This window comes from Isoptericola sp. NPDC058082 (genome assembly GCF_042885055.1).
Classification (GTDB): Bacteria; Actinomycetota; Actinomycetes; order Actinomycetales; family Cellulomonadaceae; genus Isoptericola.
On the sequence record NZ_JBHVSQ010000002.1, the window covers coordinates 106,370 to 123,416 of the forward strand.

General features: G+C 74.4%; 13 protein-coding genes. 6 read left to right on the plus strand and 7 right to left on the minus strand.

Annotated elements, in window-relative coordinates; all coding sequences use genetic code 11:
• The first annotated feature begins 4 nt into the window (after nucleotides 1–4).
• The 3 genes from ACFVS0_RS03490 (at nucleotide 5) to ACFVS0_RS03500 (ending at nucleotide 4,511) form a co-directional block, all read left to right on the plus strand.
• Complete coding sequence (locus ACFVS0_RS03490; protein WP_430587177.1) at nucleotides 5–1,021, plus strand: hypothetical protein; 1,017 nt, start codon at nucleotides 5–7, stop codon at nucleotides 1,019–1,021.
• A gap of 133 nt (nucleotides 1,022–1,154) precedes the next feature.
• Entirely contained in the window at nucleotides 1,155–3,266 is a 2,112-nt protein-coding gene (locus ACFVS0_RS03495; RefSeq protein WP_430587178.1) for an acyltransferase family protein, read from the plus strand.
• Between the two features lie 762 nt (nucleotides 3,267–4,028).
• Entirely contained in the window at nucleotides 4,029–4,511 is a 483-nt protein-coding gene (locus tag ACFVS0_RS03500; RefSeq protein WP_430587179.1) for a hypothetical protein, read from the plus strand.
• A gap of 74 nt (nucleotides 4,512–4,585) precedes the next feature.
• On the opposite strand, the gene glf is transcribed toward ACFVS0_RS03500, so the two are convergent.
• The 4 genes from glf to ACFVS0_RS03520 all read right to left on the minus strand — a co-directional run bounded on the left by glf (nucleotide 4,586) and on the right by ACFVS0_RS03520 (nucleotide 11,513).
• Nucleotides 4,586–5,722 (minus strand): UDP-galactopyranose mutase, encoded by a 1,137-nt coding sequence (gene glf / locus ACFVS0_RS03505; RefSeq protein WP_430564259.1) that lies wholly within the window; start codon nucleotides 5,720–5,722, stop codon nucleotides 4,586–4,588.
• 13 nt (nucleotides 5,723–5,735) lie between these two features.
• On the minus strand, nucleotides 5,736–7,604 hold the full coding sequence (locus ACFVS0_RS03510) for a glycosyltransferase (protein WP_430587180.1): 1,869 nt from the start codon (nucleotides 7,602–7,604) through the stop codon (nucleotides 5,736–5,738).
• Between the two features lie 10 nt (nucleotides 7,605–7,614).
• Nucleotides 7,615–9,489 (minus strand): glycosyltransferase, encoded by a 1,875-nt coding sequence (locus ACFVS0_RS03515; RefSeq protein WP_430587181.1) that lies wholly within the window; start codon nucleotides 9,487–9,489, stop codon nucleotides 7,615–7,617.
• Between the two features lie 62 nt (nucleotides 9,490–9,551).
• Entirely contained in the window at nucleotides 9,552–11,513 is a 1,962-nt protein-coding gene (locus ACFVS0_RS03520; RefSeq protein ID WP_430584690.1) for a peptidoglycan recognition protein, read from the minus strand.
• Between the two features lie 225 nt (nucleotides 11,514–11,738).
• Between ACFVS0_RS03520 and ACFVS0_RS03525 the strand changes: the two genes are divergently transcribed.
• Nucleotides 11,739–13,085, plus strand: coding sequence for a SpoIID/LytB domain-containing protein (locus ACFVS0_RS03525; RefSeq protein ID WP_430564263.1), 1,347 nt, complete (start codon nucleotides 11,739–11,741; stop codon nucleotides 13,083–13,085).
• Nucleotides 13,086–13,097: 12 nt separating this feature from the next.
• On the opposite strand, the gene ACFVS0_RS03530 is transcribed toward ACFVS0_RS03525, so the two are convergent.
• Both ACFVS0_RS03530 and ACFVS0_RS03535 read right to left on the minus strand, forming a co-directional pair.
• Nucleotides 13,098–13,286: a Trm112 family protein gene (locus tag ACFVS0_RS03530; RefSeq protein ID WP_430548932.1), complete on the minus strand. Its 189-nt coding sequence runs from the start codon at nucleotides 13,284–13,286 to the stop codon at nucleotides 13,098–13,100.
• Complete coding sequence (locus tag ACFVS0_RS03535; RefSeq protein WP_430587182.1) at nucleotides 13,283–14,725, minus strand: phosphomannomutase/phosphoglucomutase; 1,443 nt, start codon at nucleotides 14,723–14,725, stop codon at nucleotides 13,283–13,285. Before ACFVS0_RS03535 ends, ACFVS0_RS03530 begins: the two co-directional genes overlap by 4 nt.
• 104 nt (nucleotides 14,726–14,829) lie before the next feature.
• On the opposite strand from ACFVS0_RS03535, the gene manA reads away from it, so the two are divergent.
• A complete protein-coding gene (gene manA / locus ACFVS0_RS03540) occupies nucleotides 14,830–16,038 on the plus strand; it encodes a mannose-6-phosphate isomerase, class I (protein WP_430548930.1) in 1,209 nt (402 codons plus the stop codon).
• Nucleotides 16,039–16,065: 27 nt separating this feature from the next.
• Here manA and ACFVS0_RS03545 read toward each other — a convergent pair whose 3' ends face one another.
• Nucleotides 16,066–16,422: a DUF3499 domain-containing protein gene (locus tag ACFVS0_RS03545; protein ID WP_429764601.1), complete on the minus strand. Its 357-nt coding sequence runs from the start codon at nucleotides 16,420–16,422 to the stop codon at nucleotides 16,066–16,068.
• A gap of 143 nt (nucleotides 16,423–16,565) precedes the next feature.
• On the opposite strand from ACFVS0_RS03545, the gene ACFVS0_RS03550 reads away from it, so the two are divergent.
• Entirely contained in the window at nucleotides 16,566–17,045 is a 480-nt protein-coding gene (locus tag ACFVS0_RS03550; RefSeq protein WP_430548929.1) for a metallopeptidase family protein, read from the plus strand.
• The last annotated feature ends 2 nt before the right edge of the window (nucleotides 17,046–17,047 follow it).

A 17,047-nucleotide genomic window follows, 5' to 3' on the forward strand; every position in this document is an offset into this window, starting at 1 on the left:
AGAGGTGACCGCGTTCGTCGAGTCCCCGCTCCAGCTGCTGTGCGCCGTCGAGGCGCACGCCGCCGGGCACGCCGGTCCCCGCACCCGGGTGCTGGCGCGCGCCGACGTCCCCGCTCTCACCGCCGGGGTGGACGCCGTGCGCGCCCTCGGCCTGCCCGGCGACCTCGACGTGGACCTGGCACCCGTGCCGCGGCACCTGCCGCACGACGTCGTGGTGGTCGGGGACCCCTTCTCCGGAGCCTTCCAGTCCGCGCTGGTCCGGACGCTGCGGCCGCCGACGCGGATCGTCGTGGTGGACGACGGGCTCGCCACCCTCGACCTCGCCCACCGCCTGACGTCCGGCAGCTCGCTGGTGCGGATCGGCGCCCCGCCCGGGTCGCTGCGCTTCGGGCTCGGCGCGCTGGCGGCGCTCCGGATGCGACGCGTGGCCGAGGCGGGCGGGCTGAGCCTGTGCACCGCCCTCCCGCTCGACCCGGACCTGCGCGCCTGGCTCCGCCTGCTGGGCATCGACGTGCTCGAGCACGGGTTCGAGTGGCTGCAGGGCAGGCCCCCGGCCGAGGCGCCTGCGGAGCGGACGGTGGTGGTCGGGTCGGCGCTGGCGGCCGACGGTCTGCTGCACCCCGACCGGTACCTGGCGTGGGTGCGCGGCGTCGCCGCCGACGGACCGGTGCGCTACGTGCCGCACCGCCGCCACGACCCCCGTGTCACGGCGCTCCTCGAGCAGGTTCCGGGGATCGAGGTGGACGCACCCGGCGCGCCGGTGGAGATCCGGCTCCGCGGGCTGCGGCCCGGCCAGCGCGTGGTCACGCTGCCGTCGGCCGCCGCCCTCACGCTCTCGCGGCTGCTCGTGCCGCGCGGCGTCACCGTCACCCCGCACGCCGTCCCCGAGGCCTGGTGGACCGACCGCGCGACGCCGGAGCAGCGTCACCGCCTCCGTGCCGCGCACGAGCTCGCGGTGCACGCCGCGGCCGCCCCCGTCGCCGGCCCGCCCCCGCGCGTCGTCCTGCCCGCCGCCTCGTGACCCGCGGGGCCCACGTCGGTCCGCGTCCGGCGTCTCCCGAGGCCCCCGTGCGCGAGCCGGCTTGCCCTCGGCATCGGGTTCGTGGTTAGCCTTTCCGGCCCTCCGCCCCCGATCTCCACGGTGACCCCTGCGCATGACGACGCTCGTCCGCGACCATCCGTCCGGCCCGCCCGCCGCGGCGGACGGCGACACCCGCCGCCCGCCGCGACGCTTCCGCCCGGAGATCCAGGCGCTGCGGGCGCTGGCCGTGGGGCTGGTCGTCCTCTACCACTTCTGGCCCGGCCGCCTGCCGGGCGGCTACGTGGGCGTCGACGTCTTCTTCGTCATCTCCGGCTTCCTCATCACGGGCCACCTGCTGCGGGAGGCGGAGTCGACGGGCCGGATCCGGCTGGCGCGGTTCTGGGCGCGCCGGGCACGCCGCCTGCTGCCCGCCGCGTACCTCGTCCTCGCGGCGACCCTCGTCGCGACGCTGCTGTTCGCCCCGCAGTCGCTGTGGCAGCAGTGGTTCCGCGAGACCCTCGGCGCCACCCTGTACGTCGAGAACTGGGTGCTCGCCGGCGACGCCGTGGACTACCTCGCCTCGGACGGCGACCCGTCGCCGGTCCAGCACTACTGGTCGCTGTCGACCGAGGAGCAGTTCTACCTCGTCTGGCCCCTGCTCGTGGTGCTCGGCACCGTCGTCGCCGCCCGGCGGGGGGCGACCGTGCGCCGCACGACGTCGCTGCTGCTCGTCGCCGCGACCGTCGCGTCGTTCGCGTACTCGCTGTGGCTGACGTCGGCGAACCCGGCGCCCGCCTACTTCGCCACGACCACCCGCGCCTGGCAGTTCGGCGCCGGCGCGCTGCTCGCCCTCTGGCTCTCGCGGCCGGCACGGCGCCCGACGGGCGACGGTGCCCGCACCGTGCTCAGCTGGGCCGGCCTGGCCGTCCTCGTCTCGTGCGCCCTCGCCTTCGACGACTCCACGCCGTTCCCCGGCACGGCGGCGCTCGTGCCGGTGCTGGGCACCGTCGCCGTCGTCGCCGCCGGCGCACCGTCCGGGCGGCTCGCCCCGACGTCCCTGTTCGCCTGGCGGCCCGTGCAGCAGACCGGCGAGATCTCCTACGCGCTGTACCTGTGGCACTGGCCCGCGATCGTCCTGGCCCCCTTCGTGCTGGGGCACGAGGCCGGCCTGGTCGAACGGGTCGTCCTGCTCGCCGGCGTCGTGCTGCTGGCCGCGGCGACCAAGCGCTGGGTGGAGGACCCGGCGCGCTTCACGGAACGCTGGAGCCTGCACGTCCCCCGACGTGCCCTCGGCGTCACCGCCGCCGGGACCGCCGCGCTCGCCCTCGTCGCCGGGGGCGGGCTCGCCCTGGCACAGCACCACGCGCAGGAGCAGGAGGCGATCGCCGACCGGATCGTCGCGGACCCGCCGTCCTGCTTCGGCGCCGAGGAGATGGACACCGAGCAGCCCTGCGACAACCCCGCCCTCGACGACGTCGTCGTCCCCGCGCCGGTCGCGGTCGCAGACGACGTCGCCGGGCCCCGGGACTGCTTCGTCGACGTCGACGGGACCGCGCTGGCGGACTGCTCCTTCGGCCCGGTCGACGACCCCGACGTGCCGCACGTCGTGCTCGTGGGCGACTCGCACGCCCGCGCCCTGCTCCCCGCGTTCCGGCAGCTCGCCGCCGAGGGGCGGCTCAGCGTCACCGCTCACCTGAAGAACTCGTGCGCCTGGACGACCGGGCCGGTCGACGCCGACGGGAAGCGCGCCCGCACCTGCGAGGAGTGGCGGGACAGGCTCGAGCCGTGGCTGGAGCGGAACGCCGGGTCCACGGACGCCGTCGTCACCACGGGGTACCTCGACTTCCTCTCGGGCAGCCCGGACCGGCAGGCGTCCGACCTCGCCGCCGCGTGGCGGCCCGTCGCCGAGCGGGGGGTCCCCGTCGTCGCGCTCTCGGACAACCCGCAGCACGACCAGGAGCCGTCGCAGTGCCTCGACGGCGGCCTGGCCGCCGACCCCACCCGGTGCGACCTGCCCGAGGACCAGGCGTTCCCCGACCCGCAGGTGTACGAGGAGGCCGCCGACGAGGTGCCCGGCGCCTCGTTCGTCGACCTCACGTCGCTCTACTGCGACGACGGCACCTGCCCCGCCGTCATCGGCGGCGTCAACGTGTACCGGGACACGCACCACCTCACCGCCACGTACGCGCTCACCATGACGCCCTACCTCGAGCGCGAGCTGCGCGACGTCGGCCTCCCGGTCTGACCGGCCTCCTCCCCCAGCGCCGAACAGGCGGTTGACACCGTGATGGACGCTCCTCGGCGCCCATCACGGTGTCAACCGCCTGTTCGGCAGCAAGGTGCGGAGGCTGCCCACAGGTACCGACCGTCCACAGATCGCGCCCGGCCACCGCTGACGTCTCGCTACAGGTGGTGCGGTGGCGGGATGCGCACATTCGCCGGGATCCCCCCTCTGCTCCAGGAGGTGGCCGACGCCCAGGAGGGACTGCTCGGCTCCTCCCAGTGCGAACGGCACGGTGTCGGTGCGGCGCGCCGTTCGCGGCTCGTCGCCGCCGGCCGATGGCACGCCGTGGTGCGTGGGGTGTTCGACGTCGTGCCTGTCCCCCCGCGTGCGCGGACCGCGTCCGACGTGCCCCGGCGCGCGGTCCCACCGCTCGCCACCGCCCGTGTGCCGCTCCTGGCGCCATGGCCGCCGAAGTCACCGGGCGACATCCTGCACGGCCACCTGCGTCGCAGAGAGGCGTGGATCGGCATGCTCGCCTACGGACCCGACGCCATCGCTGTCGGGACGTCCGCGCTCGCGATGCACGGGGTGGAAGGGCTGCCGATCGTGACCCGTCCGGAAGCAGCGCTGCCGTCGGCGTCCCGACGTGCCTCACGTCCCGGAGTGCCCCTGCGACAGTTCGACGACGGACTCTCGACGGTGGAGTTCGGCGACCGTCGCACCGGGCACCGCCGCATCGCGACCGCCCCGTGGGCCCTCGCCCAAGCGGTTCCGGAGCTCCCGATGGCGCATGCGCTCGCGGTGCTGGACTCGGCGCTGCGGCTCGAGGCCGTCGACCGTCATGGCCTCGGGCGTTCCCATGACCACGCCCGCGGGCGCCGCGGCGTCGCGTCCCGTCACGACCTGTGGGACCTGGCCGACCCGCGCGCCGCGTCACCGATGGAGTCGATGGCTCGCTGGCAGTGCCTCGAGGAGGGCGTGCCGCCGGACACGCTCCAGCTTCCCCTGCACGGTCGGTCGGGTCGTCTCCTCGCCGTCGGCGACCTCGCCTGGCGGGTGCCCGGCGGATGGCTCGTCGTCGAGATGGACGGGCGTGCCTGGCACGACGACCTCCCCGGCGGTGACCGGAGGGATCGCGACCGCGACAACTCGCTCACCGTGCTGGGGATCCACCTGCTGAGGTTCGACGGCGGGCACGTCGCCCGCGGGGTGGTCGGCAGCGCGGTCCGCCATGCTCTCGCTGCGGCCCGCCGAACAGGCGGTTGACACCGTTATGGGTGTCGAGTGGCGCCCATAACGGTGTCAACCGCCTGTTCGGCAGCAGGAGGGTTCGTTCGGTGTCAGGCGGTGAGCTTGTTGTCCACCATGGACAGGGCGGAGCCGATCGCCATGTGCATGTCGAGGTACTGGTACGTGCCCAGCCGGCCCCCGAAGTGCACGTCCGGCTCGTCGGCCATGAGCTCGCGGTACCGCTTGAGCCGGTCCCGGTCGGCGGGCGTGTTCACCGGGTAGTACGGCTCGTCACCACGCTCGGCGAAGCGCGAGTACTCCCGCACGATGACGGTCTTGTCGCCCGCGTACTCCCGCTCCGGGTGGAAGTGGCGGAACTCCAGGATGCGCGTGTACGGCACCTCCGTGTCCGCGTAGTTCATCACCGGCGTGCCCTGGAAGTCCCCCACCGGCAGCACCTCGCGCTCGAAGTCCAGCGTCCGCCACGACAACGACCCCTCGGCGTCGTCGAAGTAGCGGTCCACCGGCCCCGTGTACACCACCGGCACCTGACCCACCACGGCCTGCTTGCTCACCGGCTGCGCGTCGTCGAAGAAGTCGGTGGACAGCCGCACCTCGATGTTCGGGTGGTCCGCCATCCGCTCCAACCACGCCGTGTACCCACCCGTCGGCAGGCCCTCGTACGTGTCGTTGAAGTATCGGTTGTCGTACGTGTACCGCACCGGCAGGCGCGAGATGATCGACGCCGGCAGCTCGCGCGGGTCCGTCTGCCACTGCTTGGCCGTGTACCCCTGGATGAACGCCTCGTACAAGGGCCGACCGATCAACGACACGCCCTGCTCGTCCAGGTTCGTCGGGCGTCGGCCCTCGAGCTCCGCCGCCTGCTCGCGCACCAGCGCCCGCGCCGCGTCCGGCCCGTGCGCCGACCGGAAGAACTGGTTGATCGTGCCCAGGTTGATCGGCATCGGGAACACCTCGCCCCGATGCGTCGTGTACACGCGGTGCACGTACGACGTGAACGACGTGAACCGGTTGACGTACTCCCACACCCGCTCGTTCGACGTGTGGAACAGGTGCGCGCCGTACCGGTGCACCTCGATCCCCGTGTCCGGGTCGGTCTCGCTGTACGCGTTGCCGCCCAGGTGGTCACGACGGTCGATCATGAGCACCTTGCGCCCCTGCTCGGCCATCCGCTCGGCGACGGTCAGGCCGAAGAGCCCGGTACCGACGACGACGAGGTCGGTCATGCTGTCCTCCTGGTCAGGGGGTCGGTCGGTCGGGCTCGTAGCCGCCGCGCAGGCGGGTGTACGCGCGGTACCCGGCCTTGCGCACCGACTCCGGCACCACGCGGTAGCCGGCGCGCACCACGACGTTGCGCACCATCTGCGGCCCGGTGAGGAAGCCCTCGGCGTGCAGCGTGCGCTGGAGCGCGAGCTCGGACGCCAGCAGACGGCGGCCACCGCGGCGCGCGTACGCCCCGGCGCCGACGCGGTACAGGACCAGCGGCCGGGTGACGTTCTCCGCGTCCGCGCCGCCCGCGATCATGCGGGCGAAGAGCAGGTAGTCCTCCATGAGGTCCAGGTGCTCGTACCCGCCCGCCGCGGCGACGGCGGAGCGCCGGTACACGACCGACGGGTGGTTGAAGGGGTCGCGGAACCGGGCCGTGGTCGCGATGTCCGCGCCCGTCGGCGGCACGCGCACCATGCCGGGCGCGTGCTCGTCGTCGTCGAACTCCTGGATCGCGGAGCCGACGATGTCGCACCCGGCGGCCACGAGCGGCACCTGCACGGCGAACCGCTCGGGCCGGGAGATGTCGTCCGCGTCGGCGCGCGCCACGATCTCGTGCTTGCACGCCTCGAGCCCGGCCTCCAGCGCGCGGGCGAGGCCGACGTTCTTCTCCAGGGGCACCAGGGTCACGGGGACGTCGGTGAGCTCGTGCAGGCGGCCGAGCACGGCGGCGACGTCGTCGCCGACGGGCCCGTCGCGGACGACCACGACCTCGTCCGGGCGCAGCGTCTGGTCCCGCGTGACGGACAGGAAGCCGCGTTCCAGGTGCGCGGCGTCGTCGCCCGCGTACACGGGCAGCAGCACGGAGAACCGGTGGTCGTCGAGGGCGCCCCGGACGACGGCGGGCACGGTGGTCGCCGCGGCCTTGCGGGCGGCCGGTCGCCCGGCGGCGTCGTCCTGGGCGAGCTCCAGCCGCGCCACGCTGAGGGCGGCGGGCCCGACCCCGGCGAGCACCTCGGTGTCGGCGCGCGGCCGGCGCACGATCCCGTGCCACAGCCCCCGGCCGCCGGCCTTGAGGAGGGTGCCGCGGGCGGAGGAGCGCACGACGGTGCGGGCCCAGCGCCGCAGCGTGGAGCCGCCGTAGAGCAGCCGCTCGGAGGGCGCGAGCGCCGAGGAGCGCGTGAACGTCCACACCTTGTTGCGCACCTCGAAGTAGAAGCGCGGGCCGGGGTCGTGGTCGGTGCCGACCAGCCGGGCGGTGCGGTGCTCGACGACGCTGCCCGGGACGTACAGACCGGTGCCGCGGCGCAGCAGTCGGGTCGAGTACTCGAAGTCGTCGTTCCAGATGAAGAAGTCGCTGACGGGCAGGCCATGCTCGCGCACCGCGTGCGCGTCGACCAGCATCGACACGAACGACATGGACCGCACCGGCATCGCGCCGGCGGCGCGCGCCCGCGCCAGCTCGGCCGGCGACGCGCCCGGCCGGCTGCGCGGCGTGTTCATCGGGTGGTCGCTGCCGTCGGTCCACACGACGCGGCTGGCCATCGCGGATACGTCGCCGGCATAGGCGTCGCGCGCGCCGAGCAGGGCCTCGAGGGCCGTCTCGGTGGGGACGGTGTCGTCGTCCATGAGCCACACGAGGTCGGCGTCGAGGTCGGCGACGGCGGTCGCGAGCCCGACGGCGAACCCGCCCGCGCCGCCGGTGTTGCGCTGGAGCGCCACGACGTCGGGGGCGCTGGGATGGGTGCGGGCGACCTCGAGGGCGTCGTCGGTCGACGCGTTGTCGACCACGACCACGCGGTCGACGGGCCGGCTCTGGGCGGCCAGCGCGTCGAGGGCCGCGACGAGCAGCGCGGCCCTGTTGTACGACACGACGACCGCGACGACGGTGGGAGTGGACATCCCGCACATCCTAGTGGTGCTCGGAGGGGCGGTGGTCCCCGCCCGGTCCGTCGTGCGCGGCGTCCGCGGAACGCGCGAAGGTCGCGCGCCACGTCGCCGGTGCCGCCAGTGCCGGGGCCGCGGCGCGCCAGCGCCGGGACACCGCGCCCCACCGCGCCGCGAGACGCACGTGGGCCACCGCCGTCGCGCCCGCGAGGCGCCACGCGCGGCGCCGGTCGTGGCGCAGCCAGGTCCCGGAGGCGCCGTCGCCCGCCAGCACCAGCACGGAGTCGTGCTCGGGCACCTCCCACCAGGTGGCCTGGTCGCGGCTCAGCGCGCCCCGCGGCATCCCCCGGGGTGCGGGGCGGAGGTTGCGCGCCAGGCCGCGCAGCGTGAGCCGCACGAGCGCCCCCGCCGAGGTGGGCTTCGGTCGGGCCGGCGCCGTCCAGCGCCGTGCGGCCGCGGCGTCGAACACCGCCTCCCCCGGCCGGTAGGTGATCGTCTCGGGGTAGGCCGCGCCCACCGCGCGCGAGGCGGGGACGACGTCGCCGAGCCCCGCGTGCAGGTCGCCAGGGCCGGTGAGCAGGTCGCGCAGCGCCCGGACGTGCAGGTCCACCGGGTAGTACCGCATCCCCAGCAGCAGCTTGAGGTCGGTGGCGAGCAGGGTCGCCAGGAGCAGGCCGCCGCGGGGGCGCCGGGCGTGCAGCAGCGCGGCCGCGATGCGGTTGCGCACGTGGACGTACGCCTGCCACTCGACGGTGTCGTCCTTCTCCGTCCACGCCACGTGCCACAGCGCCGCGCCCGGGAGGGACACGGTGGCGTGGCCGGCGTCGCGCGCGCGCAGGCCGAACTCGGCGTCGTCCCACTTGAGGAACAGCGGCAGCGACAGACCGACGTCGCGCAGGACCGCGGTGGGGATGAGGCACATCCACCAGCCGTTGAAGTCGCTCTCGCCGCGCGCGTGCAGCCAGGGGGTGCCGCGCAGCGGCGCGGCGGCGAGGTCGTGCCACTGCTGGTCGGCCTCGGGCGGGCCCCAGTTGAAGCTCCGCTCGTGCACCACCTCGCTGAACGAGTTGAGCACCGTGGGGCGGTTCAGGTCGAACATGTGCCCGCCCACGACGACGGGCTCGCGCGCGGCGCGGTGGAACCGGATCGCGCGCAGCAGCGCCTCGGGCTCCACCTCGACGTCGTCGTCGAGGATGAGGACGGCGTCCGCGCCGTCGTGGTCCAGCGTCTCGAGCATGCCGCGAGAGAACCCGCCGGAGCCGCCGAGGTTGGGCTGCTCGACGACCGTGAGCTGGTCGCCGAGGGCCGCGGCGACCTCCGGGTAGTCGGGGTGGTCGACCAGGCGTCGCGTGCCCTGGTCGACCACGAACACCGTCCCGACCGCGTCGCGGAGCACCTGCGACGACGCGATCCGGCGCAGCGTCGCGACGCAGTACTCCGGCTTGTCCATGGTGGTGATCGACAGGCACACGTCGCCCGTCCGCCGCGGCGCGACGTCCACGAGCCAGCGCGCGCCGGTGACCACGACGTCGGCGTCGCCCGCGTCCACCTCGAACCAGAGCCAGCCGCCGTCGGCCATGCCCGAGACGTCGGCGTCGAGCACCACCGTGCCGCCGTCGACCGGCGAGGACGCCACGACGGACGCCACTCCCCGTGCGTCCGAGCGGACGAGACGCAGCGTGCCGGCGCCGGCGGCCGCGGCCTCCAGCCGCACGGTGCCCACGCCGGCCCAGCGCACCCAGTACGAGGCGGGGAACGCGGAGAAGTACGTGGCGAACCCCTGGCTCGCGCCCGCCGGGACACGGACCGCGCCGTCGTCGACGACGGCGGGCCCCTCCTCCACGGTCAGGGCTCGGCGGTCGGGTGGGAGCGTCAGGATCAGCTGTTGCGCCAGGTGCACGCGCCCGACCCTAGCGTCCGCCGCCGGCCGGGCCGGCCTCCCGGCTCCTCATGCCCCGCCCGCTACCACCTCGCCACGGCGATCTTGCTGATCCGCACCGGCTTGCCGGAGTCCAGCGTCTTGAGCGTGACCGTGCCGCTCGTCCTCGGTACCCACACCGTGAAGATCCGGTCCCCGTCGGACGCCCTGCCGAAGTCCAACGTCTCGATCGCCTTCCCGCCGACGCGCACCTGCAGGCGTCCGTCCGAGGGGCTGGTCGCCCCGCGGATCACGACGCGACGCACCTGCTTGGCGCCCGGGAGCTGGACGTAGGCGCCCTTCGTCGTGGTGCGGTACGCGTAGTCGCCGAAGTAGGACGAGCTGGTGACCTTCTTCCACCCGGACGACCGCTTCCAGCTGGAGGGGCTGACCGCCCTGTTGGTCCGCGCCAGGCTGGTGAGCGGTCCACGGCGATGGTCCGAGTCGACGGCGCGCACGGCGAGCTCGCGGGACTGACCGGTGCTCTGGCTGAGCGTGATCGAGGTCGCGGACGTCAGCTTCACCTCCCGCCAGTAGTACGTGTACGGCATGCCCTCGTTCCACTTCGCGTAGCGCTGCAGCACCTGGTAGCTCACCGCGCCCGAGACGGGCTTCCACCGGTAGGTCGACCTGCCGTTCCACTGCACCGGGACCTGGTTCGACGTCGGATCGACGCGCGTGGGCGCCTTGACCTTCGGGACGATCGAGCCGTATTTCTTGATCGCGGCGTCGCGCCGCGAGTCGGCGCCCGCGCGGATCGTGCCCATCTTGGCCGCCAGGTACTGCCCCGGACAGGCCGTCAGGTTGGTGGTGCGGTGCATGAGCACCGTCGGCACCCGGACGTCGGTGCCGGGCTTGGCGCGCGTCCCCGAGCCCGTGCTCCCGCCGGTCGGGAGCACCACGGTCCCGCGCGGGTTGATCCCGTACGTGTAGCTCTTCCAGGCGACGACCCGGGCGAGCGCGGTGACGAGGGCGCTCGACGGCTGCGCCGTGTCGAAGCTCCCCATCGCCGAGATCCCGATGGTGCCGGTGTTGTAGCCGCCTGCTTGTGCGCCGACCGGGTTGTCCCACCGCGACTTCTTGCGTCCCTCGAAGATGTTGCCGAACTTGTCCACGAGGAACTGGTAGCCGATGTCCGGCCAGCCCCGGGACTTCGTGTGGTACGCGTAGACGCCGCGCACCAGCGCCGCGGACTGGCTCTCCTTGTAGCTGTTGGTGCCTGCCGTGTGGTGGATGTAGATGGCCTTGAGCTTGCCCGAGAGCTCCGGCCACCGGCCGGAGAGGGACTCGTCCGCCCCCCACCCGGAACGGCTGACGATCTTCGGACGGATCTCGGTCCCGGTGCCGGCGTCGGCCGACGCCGCGGGGGCCGACTCCTGGCCCACGGACGCGTCGGCCCGCGAGGTCCCCGGGTCCACGACGTCCACCTTCAGGCCGGTGGGCGGTGCCCCGCTGTCGGTGCGCACCCGGGCCTGGACGCCGTCGGCCCCCGCCGTCACGAGCGGCTCGGTCCCCGCGCGCCCGCCGGCCACGTCGGTGTCGTCGATCCCGAGCGACTGCCACTCGCTCCACGTCCCGGACTCCCGCACCCGCACCGCCACCTCGGTCACCGTCGCGGTCGACGCCTCGTCCCACGTCACCCCGGCCACCATGAAGTCCTGCGTGGTGGTGCGTTCGCTCAGCGCCGCGAGCGCCCCCTCGTCCGGCTCGGGCGCGGGGACGTCGCTGAGCGTCTCCGCCCCCTCCACCGCGGCGGTGTCCCCGGCGGTCTCGGCCGCGGCGTCGTGCTCGTGCCCGACGGCGTCGTCGAGCGCCCCCTTCTCCTGCCGGGCGTCGGGGTCGATGCCCCGCACCAGGACGTCCTCCACGTCCGGGGCGACGGCGTGCGCCTTCGGGACCGGGAGGGAGACCGTGGGAAGCACGACCCCCGCGAGGGCCAGCGCCACGACGGTCGACGTCGTGACGGCGGTCCGTGCCGCCCGTCGAGCCCTGGGTGTCGTCGTCATGCTCGTCTCCGCTCGTCCAGCTCTGGTCGATCGCCGATCGGTCTGACCGGACCGACGGGCCTCGGTCGACCCGCGTGGCGCATCGTCGCGCCGGGCACCTGACCCGCACGACGATAGGGACGGATCGGCCTGTCAGCACCTCGAACCCGGGAGCTCGGGCTGCTCCGCGCCTCCGGATGCTGGCGCGCGGCCCCTGGTGCACAGTGCTTGAGGGGGTGCATGACCATGACGCAAGAATTCTCGACCGGGCGGGCCGCGACCCGCCGACCGCGCCGGGCGCGGACCGCTCTCGCCGCGGTCGTCGCCGGTGTCCTGGCGGTGAGCGGCACCGTCGTGGCGGCGACGTCCGCGGAGGCCGCGGTGCCGTCGTCCTTCACGCTGACGGGCTCGGGTTTCGGCCACGGCGTGGGGATGTCGCAGTACGGCGCCTACGAGATGGCGCGACGGGGGGCGCCCAGCTGGGACGTCCTCCAGCACTACTACGCCGGCGGGAAGGTCGCCTGGAAGGACACGACCGGCAACAACATCCTGGTCCAGGTCTACGGCAAGGACCCGCTCGGGCGGTCCGGGTACGGCGACACGAAGACGACGACCACGGTCACGGTGCGCGGCGGTGACTGGCGCCTCGCGGACGAGGACGGCAAGACGCTGGCCTCCGGCTCCGGCACGGAGACCTTCGCGGTCACGGTCACGGCCGGCGGCCGGTCCCGGATCACGGTGAACGGCGACAAGTACTACGACCAGCTGCTGCGCATCACCTGGTCGGGCACCCGGTATTACAAGCCCACGGGGAAGACGGCGGTCGCGACGGTGTCCGGGGCGCACGGCTCGTACAAGCACGGCCGCCTCACGACGACGGCCCACGGCGGCGTCCCCAACATCACCAACGACGTGCTGCTCAACACCGAGTACCTCTACGGGATCGCGGAGATGCCGTCGTCGTGGGGGCTCAACGGCGGCCTGTCCGCCCTGGCGGCGCAGGCGATCACCGCCCGCTCGTACGTCATGACCAAGCCGCTCCTCGCCGCGTGCCGGTGCAACGTCGTCGACGACGTGCGCGACCAGTACTACTCCGGCTGGAAGAAGGAGAGCGAGGGGACGGACGCCCGGTACGGCAAGGTCTGGAAGAAGGGCGTCGACGCCACCACCTCGAGCCGCACCCGGGCCCGGGTGCTGACCTACGGCGGCAAGGCCGTCGCCGCGCACTACTTCTCCTCCAGCGGCGGGCGGACGGCGAACTCGGAGGACGTGTGGTCGTCGAAGATCGCCTACGAGCGGTCGGTGTCCGACCCGTACTCGAAGGCGGCGCCGGGCAACTCGTACGCGTCGTGGACCCGCAAGCTGACGCAGGCGCAGGCCCGCGCGCTGTTCGGGCTGTCGAACGTGCAGTCGATCAAGGTCACCGCGAAGTGGTCCAGCGGTCAGGCGCGCACGCTCACGGCGACGTCGTCGACCGGGAAGACGGCGAAGGTGACCGGTAAGGCCGACACGATCCGGTCGACGGTGGGCAAGCGCACCACGGCGGGCTCGATGCCCGCCGCGTGGATCACGAAGATCACCGCGGTGTCCTAGCGACCGGCCTCGTCACAGGGGGCGGGCGTCGCTCTCCAGCAGCACGGGGACGCCGTCGCGCACCGGGTACGCCAGGGGCCGGTCCGGGTCGGTCGAGCGCAGCTCGGGCTCGCCGTCCGGGCCGACGGCGTCGACCAGCTCGGCGCCCGTCACCGGGCAGCGCAGGATGCTCCGCACCCAGGGGTCGATGGAGATGGTCATGCGTCCTCCGTCCGCACGAGCGACAGGACGTCGTCGCGCACCTTCACCATGATGTCGTCGTCGGCGGCCTCGACGTTGAGCCGCAGCAGCGGCTCCGTGTTCGACGCGCGCAGGTTGAACCACCACTGCGGGTGGCCGTCCCAGTGCGCCACGGTGAGGCCGTCGAGCTCGTCCACGTCCGCCTGCGGGTAGGCCGTGGCGTACGCCTCGCGCACCCGCGCCGCCGCCGCGGCGGCGTCCGCCACCGTCGAGTTGATCTCGCCGGACGCCACGTACGGCGAGTACATCTCCGCGAGCACCGACAGCGGGTGCGGCTGGCCGCCGAGCGCCGCCAGCACGTGCAGGGCGGCGAGCATGCCCGTGTCCGCGAAGAAGAAGTCGCGGAAGTAGTAGTGCGCGCTGTGCTCGCCGCCGAACACGGCGTCGTGCTGCGCCATCTGCGCCTTGATGAACGAGTGGCCCACGCGGGTGCGCACCGTCGTCGCGCCCGCGGCCTGCAGCAGGTCGGGCACGGCGCGGGAGGTGATGAGGTTGTGGATCACCGTGGGCGTGCGGCCCGCCTCGAGCTCCTTGGCCACCTCGCGCAGCCCCACGAGCGCCGTGACCGCGGACGGCGAGACCGGGTCGCCGTGCTCGTCGACGACGAAGCAGCGGTCGGCGTCGCCGTCGAACGCGAGTCCCAGGTCGGCGTCGTGCTCGACGACGGCGGCCCGCAGGTCCTCGAGGTTCTTCGGGTCCAGCGGGTTGGCCTCGTGGTTCGGGAAGCTGCCGTCCAGCTCGAAGTACAGGGGCACGACGTCGAGGGGCAGCGCCGGCAGGCCCGCGGCCGTGCCCAGCACCGCCGGCACGGTGTACCCGGCCATGCCGTTGCCCGCGTCCACGACGACCTTGAGCGGCCGGATCCCCGACACGTCCACGAGGCCGCGCAGGAACGCCGCGTAGTCGGCGAGGGTGTCGACGTCGCCGACCGACCCCGGCGTCGCCGTCGCGTCGTCGTCGGAGGCGGGGGCCGGCGGGTCGTCGAGGAGGCGCTGCGCCAGCTCGCGGACGTCGGCCAGGCCGGTGTCCTGCCCGACCGGTCGGGCACCCGCGCGGCACAGCTTGATGCCGTTGTAGACGGCGGGGTTGTGCGACGCCGTGAACATCGCGCCCGGGGCGTCCAGCGCGCCCGACGCGTGGTAGAGCCCGTCCGTGGAGCACAGGCCGATCCGCACGACGTCGACGCCGGCCGCGGTGACGCCCGCGGTGAACGCGTCGACCAGCTCCGGCCCGGACTCGCGCATGTCGTGCCCGACGACGACCCGGGTCGCGCCCTCCGGCGCCGCCACCACACGGGCGAAGGCGGCGCCGATCGCGCGGGCCACGTCCGGCGAGAGCTGGTCGGGCACGGTGCCGCGCACGTCGTACGCCTTGATGATTCGGGCCAGGTCGATCGTCACGACCCACAGCGTACGTGCCTGCCGCTCCCCGGGGCGGGTGGTTCTGCGGGCGGAGTTCCGCCCCGCGCGGCGCCGCGGGGGCGCGCGTGTGGAAGGGTGGTCCCGTGCCCGAGCTCTACCCGCTGGAGAACACCGTCCAGCACGCCGACTGGGGGTCGCGCACGCGGATCCAGGAGCTGTTGGGCACCGAGCCCGACGGCACGCCGGCCGCCGAGCTCTGGCTGGGCGCCCATCCCAGCGCACCGTCCCGGGTGAACGGCGACGGCTCCCTCCTGGAGCTCGTGCGCTCGGCCCCGGACGCGATGCTGGGCCGACGGGTCGCCGACGAGTACGGGCCGCGGCTGCCCTACCTGCTCAAGGTCCTCGCGGCCGAGCGGGCGCTGTCGCTCCAGGTGCACCCGAAGCCGCACGCGGCACGCGCGGGGTTCAACCGGGAGAACCGGCGGGGGCTGCCCCCGGGCGACCCGGGGCGCTCGTTCCACGACGACCAGCACAAGCCCGAGATGGTCGTCGCGCTGACCGAGTTCGACGGGCTGGCCGGCTTCCGGGCGCCGCGCGCCGTGCTCGACCTGCTCGACGGGCTCGACGGCGACCTCGTGGACGCCGTTCGCGCCGTCCTGCGGGCCGACCGCTCCCCCGGCGGCGTGAAGGCCGCGTTCTCCCGCCTCGTCGCCGCGCGCCGCGACCCGGGCGCGCCGGCCGACGTCTCGACGACGGTCGCGTCCGTCTCCGCGCGCCTCGCCGGGGGCTCGCCGTCGTCGCGCGCCGACGCGACCGTGCTGCAGCTCGCCGAGCAGCACCCGGGAGACCCGGCCGCGCTCGCGTCACTGCTGCTGAACCGGGTCACGCTCGACCCCGGCCAGGGCCTCTTCCTCCCGGCCGGCGAGGTGCACGCGTACCTGTCCGGCCTCGGCGTCGAGATCATGGCGTCGTCCGACAACGTGCTGCGGGCCGGCCTCACCACCAAGCTGGTCGACGAGGTCGCGCTCGTCGAGTGCGCGTCGTTCGTGCCGCGACCGCCGCAGCCGCCCCGCACGCGACCCGCCGGCGGGCGGGGCCAGGTGACCACCTACCGCGCCCCGGTGCGGGAGTTCGCGCTCACCGTCGCCGACGTCGACCCCGCCGAGGACGTCGACCTGCCCGCCGAGGGGCCCCGCATCGTGCTGTGCCTCTCCGGCGACCTCAAGCTCACCGCCGAGGCCTGCCCCGCCCCCGCGACGCTGCACCGCGGCGGCTCCGTGTTCGTGCCGCACGACGCCGGGGAGCTGCGGCTGTCCGGCTCCGGGCACGCGGTGTGCGCGTGGGTCCCCTGACGGGACCGTGCGGACGACCGGGACGCGTCAGTCGGCCTCGCGCAGCACGCGCAGGTGGCCACGACGGGCGGTCTCGGTGACGGACGACGGCTCGCCCGCCGGCTCCTGGCGCACCCGCCCCGCCTCGCGGACGGCCTCCGCCAGCGCGGACAGGTCGTCGGGGGACGGCGCCGGTTCCTCGAACGCAGGGGTGAGGCGCACGACCTCCCACCCTCGGGGCGCGGTCAACCCTTCGGCGTGCTGGGCGCACAGGTCGTAGCTGTGCGGCTCGGCGTGCTGCGCGAGCGGACCCAGCACGGCCGTGGAGTCCGCGTACACGTACGTGAGCGTCGCGACCGCGGCATGCGTGCATGCCGTGCGCGAGCACTGCCTCACCGATCTCACGCGGGGAGAATACGCCGCGGTCGGGGGCGCGTGCGCGGGGCTCGCCGGTCGGTGCGGGTCGTGACCGCACCGTGACCCGGGCATCGGGACCGGCATCGGCACCGGGATCGGCACCGGGATCGGCACCGGCATAGGCTCGACGCGTGCACCACGCCTCCCGCCCCGACGACCGCCCCGAGCCCCGTCCGGAGCCGGGACCCGCTCCCGTCGTGCCGCCGACACGTCGCCGCGACCGCCGCGGGCGCGGGGTGCGCGGGCCTCTCCTGCCGCCCGGGATGCCGGCGTACCGCACCCGCGCGGAGCAGTTCGACGACCTGGTGCTCGACGTCGTCGAGCTGCTGCAGCGCCGCTGGGGCCCGCAGCTCGCGGGCACGGAGTTCGCCGTCGAGGACGTGCCGCCGTCCGAGCCCGCGCCGTGGGAGTCCGACGGCGTCCCGCTGGGCCGCTGCTTCCCGGCCGAGTCTGGCCGGCCGGCGCGCGTCGTGGTGTACCGCCGCCCGGTGGACTTCCGCGCCGCCGACGACACCGACCGCGCCGACCTCGTGCGCGACGTCGTCGTCGAGCAGGTGGCGCACCTGCTGGCACGCACGCCCGAGGAGATCGACCCCGGCTACGACTCCTGACC

Bases quoted from the DNA above. Each gene is read 5' to 3' on its own strand.
- ACFVS0_RS03495 (WP_430587178.1), top strand. From the start codon at position 1,155: ATGACGACGCTCGTCCGCGACCATCCGTCCGGCCCGCCCGCCGCGGCG.
- ACFVS0_RS03500 (WP_430587179.1), top strand. From the start codon at position 4,029: ATGGCGCATGCGCTCGCGGTGCTGGACTCGGCGCTGCGGCTCGAGGCC.
- glf (WP_430564259.1), bottom strand. From the start codon at position 5,722: ATGACCGACCTCGTCGTCGTCGGTACCGGGCTCTTCGGCCTGACCGTC.
- ACFVS0_RS03510 (WP_430587180.1), bottom strand. From the start codon at position 7,604: ATGTCCACTCCCACCGTCGTCGCGGTCGTCGTGTCGTACAACAGGGCC.
- ACFVS0_RS03520 (WP_430584690.1), bottom strand. From the start codon at position 11,513: ATGACGACGACACCCAGGGCTCGACGGGCGGCACGGACCGCCGTCACG.
- ACFVS0_RS03525 (WP_430564263.1), top strand. From the start codon at position 11,739: ATGACGCAAGAATTCTCGACCGGGCGGGCCGCGACCCGCCGACCGCGC.
- ACFVS0_RS03530 (WP_430548932.1), bottom strand. From the start codon at position 13,286: ATGACCATCTCCATCGACCCCTGGGTGCGGAGCATCCTGCGCTGCCCG.